10 protein-coding genes are annotated in these 11,192 nt (G+C 54.5%); 4 read left to right on the top strand and 6 right to left on the bottom strand.

Annotation, left to right across the window (positions count from 1 at the left end; all coding sequences use genetic code 11):
• Nucleotides 1-242: 242 nt before the first annotated feature.
• On the bottom strand, nt 243-1,367 hold the full coding sequence (locus tag VPK24_RS17615) for a helix-turn-helix domain-containing protein (protein WP_393015349.1): 1,125 nt from the start codon (nt 1,365-1,367) through the stop codon (nt 243-245).
• A gap of 392 nt (nt 1,368-1,759) precedes the next feature.
• Entirely contained in the window at nt 1,760-2,626 is an 867-nt protein-coding gene (locus VPK24_RS17610) for a branched-chain amino acid ABC transporter permease (protein ID WP_393015347.1), read from the bottom strand.
• Nucleotides 2,627-2,789: 163 nt separating this feature from the next.
• On the opposite strand from VPK24_RS17610, the gene VPK24_RS17605 reads away from it, so the two are divergent.
• Together VPK24_RS17605 and VPK24_RS17600 are read left to right on the top strand one after the other, a co-directional pair.
• Nucleotides 2,790-2,984, top strand: a complete 195-nt coding sequence (locus VPK24_RS17605; RefSeq protein ID WP_099531830.1) for a heavy-metal-associated domain-containing protein — start codon at nt 2,790-2,792, stop codon at nt 2,982-2,984.
• A 124-nt stretch (nt 2,985-3,108) separates the two neighbouring features.
• Complete coding sequence (locus VPK24_RS17600) at nt 3,109-5,196, top strand: phosphodiester glycosidase family protein (protein ID WP_393015345.1); 2,088 nt, start codon at nt 3,109-3,111, stop codon at nt 5,194-5,196.
• 20 nt (nt 5,197-5,216) lie between these two features.
• Here VPK24_RS17600 and VPK24_RS17595 read toward each other — a convergent pair whose 3' ends face one another.
• Nucleotides 5,217-6,443 (bottom strand): DUF790 family protein, encoded by a 1,227-nt coding sequence (locus VPK24_RS17595; protein ID WP_393015344.1) that lies wholly within the window; start codon nt 6,441-6,443, stop codon nt 5,217-5,219.
• Between the two features lie 146 nt (nt 6,444-6,589).
• On the opposite strand from VPK24_RS17595, the gene VPK24_RS17590 reads away from it, so the two are divergent.
• Together VPK24_RS17590 and VPK24_RS17585 are read left to right on the top strand one after the other, a co-directional pair.
• The gene (locus tag VPK24_RS17590) at nt 6,590-6,919 is read left to right on the top strand and encodes a hypothetical protein (RefSeq protein ID WP_393015342.1); all 330 of its coding nucleotides are present in this window, start codon (nt 6,590-6,592) and stop codon (nt 6,917-6,919) included.
• 4 nt (nt 6,920-6,923) lie between these two features.
• Complete coding sequence (locus VPK24_RS17585; protein WP_393015340.1) at nt 6,924-7,268, top strand: hypothetical protein; 345 nt, start codon at nt 6,924-6,926, stop codon at nt 7,266-7,268.
• A 127-nt stretch (nt 7,269-7,395) separates the two neighbouring features.
• Here the strand turns inward: VPK24_RS17585 and VPK24_RS17580 are convergent, their stop codons facing one another.
• The 3 genes from VPK24_RS17580 to VPK24_RS17570 form a co-directional block, all read right to left on the bottom strand.
• Nucleotides 7,396-8,109, bottom strand: coding sequence for a potassium channel family protein (locus VPK24_RS17580; protein WP_393015338.1), 714 nt, complete (start codon nt 8,107-8,109; stop codon nt 7,396-7,398).
• Nucleotides 8,110-8,304: 195 nt separating this feature from the next.
• Entirely contained in the window at nt 8,305-9,660 is a 1,356-nt protein-coding gene (locus tag VPK24_RS17575) for a TrkH family potassium uptake protein (protein WP_393015336.1), read from the bottom strand.
• A 237-nt stretch (nt 9,661-9,897) separates the two neighbouring features.
• On the bottom strand, nt 9,898-10,947 hold the full coding sequence (locus VPK24_RS17570) for an alpha/beta hydrolase (protein WP_393015334.1): 1,050 nt from the start codon (nt 10,945-10,947) through the stop codon (nt 9,898-9,900).
• Between the last annotated feature and the right edge of the window lie 245 nt (nt 10,948-11,192).

Here is an 11,192-nt window from a genome sequence, read left to right as displayed (position 1 = left end):
GGAACGACTAAAGCCACAGGCACGGCGGAACTGTGATGGGGGTAGCGAGGCGAGGCTTTCGTAGAGCATCTCCCGAGGGTGGTGACAGCGACTTTCTACACCGCTATTCTATTCGTGCAAGAGGTCTCTTGATTCCACCGTTAGTAGATCGTGGGGGACAAGATGCTCAAGCCCCTTGTTACGACGACTGGGACATGGAAAATCAATCGTTTCCGCCTGATCCTAGGAAATGACGACAGGCCCTAGCGCGTGGCTTCCGGCGGAGCAATGAAAGAATCCAGGGTTTGGGCCTCGGTGGCGGGAGCCGATTGGGGCTGGTCGGCCTTGGTGGGCGGAGACACCACCGCTTCACGATCGAGAATCACCGGCTTGAGCGGTTGCGAACTGGCACCAGGAGCCGCGTGGGAAACCCAAGCCAACCCACTGGCCACCATCACCCCATAGCCCGCGTAGAGATGCCAAGGCTTCAGTTCCAAAGCAGGGTTGGTGCTGCGATCGCGCTGCGACCAATCGGGAACCACCGCCACCGATTCCGTGCGGGGCAACGCGGCCGCCAATGCCTTGCCATCCAGGCCCAACGCTTCCGCCATGCGCTGCACAAAGCCACGCACATAAATCTGCTCCGGTAAGCGGCTCAGGTCGCCGGACTCGATCGCCTGTAAATGGCGCAAAGGAATATGGGTGCGCACATGGATTTGTTCCAAGTTGAAGCCCAACTGTTGCCGAACCTCGGCCAAGGTGCGACCCATGGCCCGCAAACTCTCATCCCAATCCATTGGATCCATCTCCGGTAGAGTAATGGCGACGACCGATCGGGGATTGCTCAGGGGACTGCTCAAGGGTCTGGGCGCTGCATCGTTGAGCGGTGAATGATTCAGCCTTGACCCGTTTAACCCTGCCTTCCGGGGCGCTTGGCCCTGGGGTGTGGTATCAATCATCGGCTGCTGGGTAGCGGTGTTCTGGTAATCCGGCGTAGCCCAAGTTCCTTCAAACACATTCATCAACAACTCGGGCAAGTCAAAAGGGTTGTCAGTGGGGGCCGGCACCATGGCAGGATCCGGCCAAAGACCAATCGCCCCAGCCTGTTGGCGGGCGATCGCTAAACCGGCGGCCGGAGTCATTGGCTCTTGCAGGGCGATCGGCACAGCGATCGACTGGCCACGGTGCAAAGCAAGCCGCGCCGCCTCTCGGCCCACCATCACCAACGCTCGCCGCACCGCCTCCGCCGATTCACCCAACAAATCCTGCAAGGAGGCGATCGCCTGCTGATAAACCAAACTGCGCGTTAGTTCCGCTTCAATTTGCCCCAACAAAACATCCGTTGGTTGGGTATCTGGTAACCCTGGCGGTGTGGCTTGAGCAAGCATGAAATCCCCTCCTGGCTGGCTGATCTACTGCTTCCAGTCAGTGGGGCCAGTTTCAGGAGAATTTCCAGGCGAGCAGGTTAAATAACGGCAATTGCGAACGGAATTCATCAAGGTTGATGTAGCAACCGCTACTGTTTTTCCGCATCTCTGCGCCGCTGTGATGCTTCAAACCGCCGAAACGGCCGTCAGCGGGTGGGGGCCAGTCAACCGGATCGGGGCTATTCAACGGTTGCCGATGTATCGCAAGCTGGCCGATCGATTCGCAATAGTGGCCTGTGGATCCTGTGTTTCGAGTTTGTTGTTTTGAGTTTGTTGTTTTGAGCTTGTTGTTTTGAGCTTGTTGTTTTGAGTTGGTTTTTTCGAGTTTGTCTTGATTTCTCAGGCTGCCACTTTTAAGTTGTGCCCCGAAACAGACCTTGCGGCCGCACCAGCAGCACCAAAACCATCATCACCAAGGCCACAGCCATCTTGTATTCCGTAGGCAGCCAATAGGTGCTGACTTCTTGGGCAATCCCGATCGCCAGGCCCCCCACGATCGCCCCGTAGGGATTGCCAATGCCGCCCAAAATCACCGAGGCAAACATCGGCACAATCAAAAACCAGCCCATGTTGGGGCGCACGGCCGTTAGCAGCCCATACATGCCGCCACCCAAAGCCGTCAGGCCAGCGGCAATGATCCAAGTCCACAGCACCACCCAATCCACGTTGATGCCGGTCACCCGTGCCAAGTCCACGTCATCGGCCACAGCCCGCATGGCTTTGCCGACCTTGGTATTTTGCAGGAGGTAATGCAAACCGGTGATCGCCAGGGCCGCCAAACCCACCACCACAATGTTGTAAAACTTGACCTTCAGCCCCCACAGGTCAAAGGCAGCGGCCACGGGCAGGTCATAGTTTTGGTTGTTGCCGCCCCAAATCAGGACGATCGCGTTACGAAGGAACAAGGCCACCCCGATCGAGATGATGATCAAGGTGGTGGAGTTGGCCCGGCGTTGGCGCATGGGTTGCCAAATCGCCACTTCGCTCAACAGGGACACGCCAATGGTTCCCAAGGCTCCGAGGGCGATCGCCAGCCAAATATTCACCCCCGCGCTGTTGGCGACCCAAGCCAAATAGGCTCCGAGGGTCATCAAGTCCCCATGGGCGAAGTTTGACAAGCGCAAAATGCCGTAGGTGAGGGTTAAACCCACGGAGGCAAGGGCAATGATGCAGCCGACGGCGACCCCATTAATTAGAAACTGAACCAGTTGCAGATCCATGAGCGATCGAGGGCGATAATGCTAGGCTGGGCGACGGTTGCCAGTGTACCGCTTGGCCAAGCGTCTGGAAATTAGCTTGCGCCCCGGCCGCGCTCTTGGAGCGTGATTGTTCAATGTGGTTTCAAGGTCATTTCAACGTCATTTTCAAGATTTTCAAGAGTCTATGACACTGCAATTTACGGTTCCTAGCATGGCCTGTGCTTCCTGTGCGGCGGCCATTACCCGCGCGGTGCAGGAGGTGGATCCCCAGGCGACGGTGCAGGGCGATCCGGCTACCAAGCAGGTGATTGTGGAAACCCAGTCGGCAGAAGGCACGATTCGCGAGGCGATCGAGGCGGCAGGCTTCCCAGTGGGCTAATCAATGGCTCATTGCTGACGGATGCGGCGAGCAGTGCGGGGCGATCGGGCGATCAGGATCGATCAATTAGCAATCAGTGGCAATCAGTGGCAATCAGTAGACTGGCGGGCAGTAATTTGCAGTCATGGCAGGAATTGGGGTGACAACGGTGCAGAGCAAGCAAGCACACAGTCGATCGAGCCGGCGTGGCTACGGGCGATCGGGTCAGCAATCCAACCCCACAGGCTCGGGCCGCTGGTGGCTGGGCGTGGGTGGGGCGATCGTCCTGGGGTGGGGGGCAATGCCTGGCCTGGCCCAAACGGCTCCCCAACCCCGAATACAAACCGCTAGCCTGAAGTCCGTTGCACCGATCGCCTTACCCAGTGCAGCATCTGGGCCCATGGGTTCTGAGTCCGCCAATTCTGACAATTCTGAATTAGCCGCTGAATTAGCAAAAGCATCTGAAAAATCAGCAAATTTTGGATCGATGGGTTCTGTGTCAAACGGTTCTGTGTCAAACGGTTCTGAATTCAACGGTTCCGAGTCCTTGAGCGAGGCCGATTCCCTGCTGCCACTGTCGGTGATTGCCCAAGTGGCGGCCGGGGCGGAAACCAGCACCCAAATCACGGTGAATGGTCGATCGATTCCCAACAGTTGGGCCAGTTGGGCCCGCTGGAGCGAGAACGGCCAAACCCGCATTGGCCTATCCGACGGGGCGATCGCCCAGTTAGTGGGGGCTGATTTGCTGGATACTAATGCGCCCGATCGCCAGCCAATTCAATGGTTTTCGCCCATGCCCGTGACCTTGGCGGCTCGGCAAGTTGGTGCTTTTCGCTATTTGGACATTACCGATTGGGCCCGCGATCGGGGGTGGCAGTTGCGGCCCAACGGTAGCACCCTGGAAATCACCGCCGCCGTTTCCACCCTCAGAGCCTTGCGCCAGGGAAATCAGGCTTGGGGCCCGCGCTATGTGCTGGACTTCGATCGGCCCACGGCGGTGCAACTGGAAGAAGACGGCAACACCCTGATTGTGGCCCTCGATGCCCGATCGGCCCTGCCGCCCAACAGCAGCACCCTCAACATCACCGCCGCCGGGAACCGTACCATCGTCCGCATTCCCATTCCTAGCGGATCGCGGCCCAGGGCGTTCACCCTGGTGCAGCCCGATCGACTGGTGATTGATTTGCGGCCCGATTGGCTTCCCAGTCGTTCGATCGCTTGGGCCAATGGCCTCACCTGGCGGCAGCAATACCTCAGCCTTGGGTCTGCCCGGTTTCCGGTGCAGTGGCTAGAGCTGAACCCGCGCCAACCGGGTCTGCGGCTGCGGCCCTTGCCGCCCAATGCGGCCGGCCAAACGGGCATTGCCCCCCTTGTGCAAACCATCCGCCAGTGGGAAGCGCCCGCTGGCATCAATGGCGGTTACTTCAACCGCAATACCCAACTGCCCTTGGGGGCCCTGCGGCGCGATGGCCGGTGGCTGTCGGGCCCCATCTTGGGTCGTGGGGCCGTGGGCTGGAATGATGCGGGGCAATTTTTGTTCGATCGCCTGCAACTGCGGGAGCAAATCAGCGCTGGCAGCCAAAATTGGACACTCACCACCCTCAACAGTGGCTACATTCAAGGGGGCATTGCTCGCTACACCAGCGATTGGGGCAGCAGCTACAAAACCCTCAGCGATGGGGAATTAGGCATTTTGGTGCAGGGCGCTCGGGTGGCGCAACAGCTCACGGGGGGCCCGGCCGGCAGCAGCAATTTTCCGATTCCGGTCAATGGCTATCTGCTCGTGGCGCGATCGCTCTCCAGCGTGGCGGCGGCCTTGCCTGTGGGAACCACTGTGCGGTTGCAAAGCAGCAGCACCCCTAGCGGTTTTGACGGCCTACCCCAGATCGTTGCCGCTGGCCCTCTGATGCTGCAAAACGGGCAAATTGTCTTGGATGCCAAACGCGAAGGCTTCAGCGATGCCTTCATTGTGGAGTTGGCGGCGCGCAGTGGCTTTGGACAAACGGCCGATGGTCGGTTGTTGGTGGTGGCTGTGCAAAATCGCGTGGGCGGTCGCGGCCCGTCGCTCTCGGAAATGGCGCAATTAATGCGGCAAATGGGGATTGTGAACGGGGTAAACCTCGATGGCGGCAGTTCCACCACGTTGGTTGTGGGTGGGCGGATTGTCGATCGCCCGTCCCGCAGCGCGGCCCGAGTGCATGGTGCGCTGGGCATTTTCCTCAACAGCCCCTAGGCGATCGGCGTTTTTTGCCCCTAGGCATCGGTTTCCCCGATCGCCTCCAAAACCGCCTTGGGAGCCAACCGATCCTTGAACCAAATCACCTTGGCGGGTAGTTGGCGCGCATCGAGACCCGCCTTTTCTAGGTTTAAGCGTTCGGAAATGGCCAAAACCCAATCGGGGCGATCGGCCTTGATCACCTGGGCAAACTTTTTGCGCAGATAGTCCGGTCGCCAATAGCCAACGATTTCTAAGATCCACGATCGCCCATCGGGATGCACCAACCGAAAATCCGGAATGGCCACGCTGCCAGGAATGGGAATCAGGTTCACTTCGCGTTCCAGCTTCCAATCGGTTTTGGTGCTTTTCCAGCGCTTGGCAAAAGATTCTTCAATTAAGCTGTCAAAGGGTTTACCGGCTGGATAGTGACTGACTAAACCGCAATCTGCCGTCAGTTCATAGAACCGTTCTTGGGGCGATCGGGTGAGGGGATCGGGATCCTGCAAGGTGGCCATTGCCCGCCATTTCGTCACATGCAACAGGGCCGGGATCGCCTTTGCCAGTGATAAACCATAGCGCGTGCTGGCTTTGAACAAACTGGCGGGCCCATCCACACTAATCGTAAATCCTGTGTCTTCATCACCCTCAATATAGGTCATTAACTGAAAGAGTTTTAAATAACGAAAGAGCAATTTATATTCGCCGGGATCATTGCGATAGGCATCAATTTTTAGGTGACTTGCGCGATAGAAAATTCCCTGAACTTGGGACAGGTTATAGCGATGAATCAGGGCTTCGGGGGTGGGAGGATCAAATTGCGTCAAAATTCGGTTTTGGGGCAAATCAGCGTATAAAGATTGCTGTAATTCCGAGGGCAAAACTTCCCGATCGCCCTCCGTGGACAACTCCCGGGCCACCTGTTCCCAAACGGCCAAAGCGCGATCGCGGCTGGGAGGCTGACCATTGGCCAAGGCAAAGACCCGCTGGCGAAGGGCCAACGGCTCGATCGGGCTGACCACTTCAAAGGTCGAAAATCCCGATTCCAACAAATGCGCAAATCCTCGCTGCACTTTGAAATCTGGGCTAGTGCCTTCTAGTTCAGCCAAGGCGCGATCGAGTTGCAATTTGGGCTGACCCACAGCCGCTTGAAATTGGGCGATTGTGGCCTGGGCTTGGCTGAGGTGCTCTGGGCCCAAAGGCAAGCGCTTCGGGATAATTTGTTCACCGCGTCGTCGATGAATTAATAGCTCCGATGGCAGCATCCGTTGTGATTCACCCCAATCGACTATAATTTTTCGTCAATAATTTTTCGTTAATTTGTGCGATTCGATGCAGTTTTGTGCACCTTTGAATCGGCCACCATCTAGACCGCAAGCGGCCCAAATTTTAACCAGCGATCAACCGGCATTTGACCACCAATCGCTCAAGTTTTGATCAGATTGAGCAAATTAATCAGATTGATCAGATTGATCAGCTTGATCGCCTTGATCAGATTCTGATCAGCTTTGAATCGGCCGCTGATCAGTGGATCCCGTCAATTTGGGTTCATCCATGTCAATTGAAACGGAAAATTGCGGACTTTAACGATTTTCGTAACGAGGTGCAACCGGTCGTGAACTCTTTTGTCAGTTCCTGGCCGCCTTTGCGAAAGCGCGTTTCAATCGAAATACGGTTATTGGCTCCTAATCCCCAGCCACCAAAGGTGATGCCTATGGGAATCGCCACCGACCATCATTAGTGTGATGAGGGCGATCGCCCGTTTCGATCGCGGGAGGATAGACTATGAATTTCAACCTCGACTTTGGGCGCGTCATTTTGGATTTTACCGCGAAGATCCTGACCTGAACCGCCGCTTACAAATTTTGCGCCAATGTCGAATTCGGCGGCGGTGGCGAACCTTGGAAATTCACTGTCCCAATCGATCGGTTGCTGAAAAATTGTTGGGTCTTTATGGGGCTTTGGTAGAACCAATCACAGCCTTGAATGTGGCCCGCCATCTTTCAGTTTTTGCCAATGGTATTCCCTTCATGACGTTGCCTTTGGGTGATGGCAACGGTAGCGGTTTTCCCTGGCAAGAAGCTATTTAGGCGGGCACAAAATTCAGGAGCAACTGCCTTAGCAGTTTAGATCACCCATCTCAATCGCTCATCTAGGTCATCCAGTTGAATCGCCAAATTGAATTGCCAAGTTGAATCAGCAATTGAGCTAGATCATCTACATCGGCAACCGCTCAATTCCTTCGTTGGAACCAATCACAATGAGCACCATTCCCTTATGCAATCGATCGTAGGGATTGGGGTTGACTTGGATATTTTCCACACCGCCCCTTGTGCATTGTTGAGCCACAGCCAAAACATTCACACCATAGCGCGATCGCAGTTGCAGTTCTTGCAGTGTTTTCCCTTCAAATTCCTCAGGAATCACCAGCTCAACCACGCTATTGTTGGCATCCAAATCTAGTCGTTCCAGCACGTTGGGCCGGGTGAGCATTCGTGCCACTTGGCAGCCCATCTCGCGCTCAGGAAAAATGACTAAATTTGCTCCCACCTTATCCAGCAATTGCCCATGAATTTCGGTGGATGCCTTGGCGACCACGTAATTCACGCCGCCATCTTTGAGGTTTAGGGTGGTGATGGTGCTGGCTTCAATGTAATTCCCGATCGCCACAATTGCTGTTTCAAATTCAAAGACTCCAGCTTCTGCAAGGGCCTGGCGATCGGTTGTATCTAATTGCAATGCGTGGGACACAATATTATCATTCAGCGCCTGAGTTACCTGTTTCTCACCCGAGTCAATTCCCATCACTTCATAGCCCATTTGGTGCAGCGTTGAGCAAACAGCACGGCCAAAACGACCCAAGCCCAGCACCACGTATTGTTTGTTGGTGCTGCGAAAATTGCGCCAAAAACCAAGGGAACCAAACTGCATTTGAGATCTCCATCAATAACAGAATCAAGATGATTTAAAGCGAGCCTATGAGGCGAATCAAGCAAACTGATTTAATCGAGCCGATCGAGCTAGCCAATCAATTTCTTTAATTCAGTGAATTAATCAGGCCGATCGCATCAAATCAGCTCATCGAAAAATGGGCTAATCGGAAAAGAAAATTGCGCCAGAGCCAAATTATCCCACTAGCAATTCCTCTTCGGGATAGCGGATCACACTGCGAGCATTTTCACTAATTAAAGTACTCATGAGCATCAAAATGCCAACCCGACCAATGTACATCGTGCCAATGAGAACTAATTTGCCACCAACGGAGAGCTGCGCTGTAATACCTGTGGATAGGCCAACGGTTGCAAAAGCAGAAACTACTTCAAAAAACAACTGAACAAACGGAATCGTTGGGTCAAATAGTGTTAACAAAATGGTAGAAACCACAACCACGCTGAGGGATCCCAAAAAAACCGCGATCGCCTTCATAATCAACGCCATTGGAATTTGGCGATTAAACAAAATGACGGAGCTTTGACCTTGCAGAACTGCTCGAGTCACGCCGGTTAAAATTCGGATGGTGGTGGTTTTGATGCCGCCGCCAGTACTGCCAGGACTGGCTCCCACAAACATCAGGGCAATAGTCACAAACAGCGCAGCCGATCCCAATTTTCCATTATCAATTGTGTTGAAACCAGCCGTGCGGGTGGTAACCGACTGGAACCAGGCAGCCAGAAGTTTGCCATTCCAACTGAGGTTACCGAGTGTGTCCAAATTATTAAACTCGGTAATCAAAATGGCAACTGTTCCAATCACCAGGAGGGCCAAGGTTGTGGTGGTGACAATTTTGAAGTTGAGCGAAAACATGAAGCGATCGGGACGCAGGCTAGCGGCGTGATTACGACCTAAGCGCGATCGCCCCCAAAAGAACAGCTCCATAATTGCCTGATAACCAATTCCTCCAAAAATAATCAAGCCTGTGATGGTGAAGTTCAGCAAAGGAGATTCTACAAACTTCACGAAGCTATCGGCATATAGCCCAAAGCCGGCATTATTAAAGGCGCTGACGCTGTGGAATACCGAGAACCAAATTGCTTGCAAATTCCAACCCAATTGAGGGACAAAAACCCCCAGCAGTAAAAATGCACCGGTTAGCTCAAACAGGAGGGTTGCGCCAATAATGGATTTCACCAATTGCAAAACGCCTGAAATGCCGGGCATATCCAGCGATTGTTGCAAGGCAAGTTTATCCTTTAAGCCAAAACGACGACCTAAAATCAGCAACAGAAAAGTTGTGGCGGTCATATAGCCCAATCCACCAATTTGGGCTAGGAGAGCAACCACAAACTCACCAAAGAATGAGTAATATTTCCCCACATCAACTACCGAAAGTCCGGTCACACAAACAGCCGAAGTGGAAATAAAAAGCGCGGTAATCGGATCGCTCCACTGATGATTAGTCAGGGAAATAGGCAACATGAGGAGAATTGCGCCTACCGTGATCACCATTAAAAAGCCCAGGCAAATGGTTCTGGCTGGGGTCATAAATTGGGCATTGCCATCAGCGAGTTTTTAGTTTTTGCAGAATACCTGAGGTTTGGGATTGTTGGATCAGTTGCGAAAGAATCAGTTGCGAAAGACTCGGCCGAGTCTGACTGCGATCGCATAAAAACCCAGCCCCGCAAGGATCAGGAACCAACGGTCAATCAGCGCGTTCGTCGCCCAAAAATCCGCAGTGCTCAGGATCGATCGCGATTTTTTTCCAAGTCAGTCACACCAGAATCAGTCGCGATTTTCTCCGAGTAAGTCATCCATTGCAAAGGCCCGCTTGTCAAACAAGGTCATGGCGGCGGGCATGTGAACGGAAACACGATCGGTGAGTCGCAGTTTGGTCACGGCATCCATGAAGGTTTCGCTGTTCATCATCCGTCGGGCGATCGCCTCCACATCTGACCAGGTGAGACTGCTTTCAATGAAGGCCTGGGTGAGGGTAATCAGCAGGGAGGCGTAGCGGTTGCCTTCCTCTTGGGTCATCATCGTGTGTGGAATATCGAGCACACGGTTAAACACCAGTTGCCAGGTAATGGGTTGGCGTTTGCGGGTGTCTTCCCAAAGGGCACGATGATCCCAAATGCCAACGGCTTGGTCGCTTTGGCTGGAGATCACAAACAGGGGGGCGCTGGGCTGGCGATGGGCCCGATCGAGCACCTGTTGACCCATTTTCAGCATGGTGGCCAAGGCGGGCACTGCAAAACCTGGATAACCGGGGCGATCGAAACTGCTGCTTTCGGCCCCTTTGCCCCAAGAAAAGTAGCCTTGGGTTTTGGAAACGAACAAGTCAACCACTTTGCTGCTGCTGCTGAGGTAGGGCGCAAACAGAAGGGCGCGGTGAATATCCTGGGGGCGTTCTTGCGCTAACCAAGCAGCCAATGTGCCGCCGCCGGAAAGCCCCCCGATCGAGACCTGTTGACCAAAGGTGCGTGCCTTGGCCACCCATTCCAACCCAAAGTTCTGATACACCTTGGGGTCGATCGGGAGGGGAGGCGGGGTTTGGCTGTTCCATTTTCCCGCTTGCCCGTGACCCGGCATGAGGGGAGCCAGCACGTTGTAACCGGCACGATAGAGCGCTTCCCCGATCGGGACAAATTGATAGGGCGCAGCGGTAAACCCGTGAAATAGCAGACAGACACGCTGTACTGGGCGATCATGTAACCAAAAGCGCGATCGACAGTCCGGATGCTTCAGGGGTAGCTTAGCCTCCAGGGTTTGTACCTGTTGGGTCATGCTACCGATCGCTTGCCGATAGTTGCTAATTGGAAGATTCGTACTCAAAATTCCCCCCCTCCTGGGCCCTCGCGGGGCCACCTGATGCCCCCCGATTCTAGCTAGGCGATCGAGAATGCTCTATAGGTAATGCCCTATGGGTAATGAGTCCGTCCTTTGGGAACCCCATTCAACGGCATTTCGGCGGCATTTCGGCCATGGCCAAACAGCACCGGGGAAGCTTGTCCGGCCAATCCGTGCAACCAAGCCACCGGAACCAACCCATCGTGCTAGTATATTAAGTCGGTCAACCC

This window comes from Limnothrix redekei LRLZ20PSL1, assembly GCF_043235035.1.
GTDB lineage: Bacteria > Cyanobacteriota > Cyanobacteriia > CACIAM-69d > CACIAM-69d > CACIAM-69d.
The sequence above is the reverse complement of the archived record's forward strand: the minus strand, read 5'-3'. Positions and strand labels throughout refer to the sequence as shown.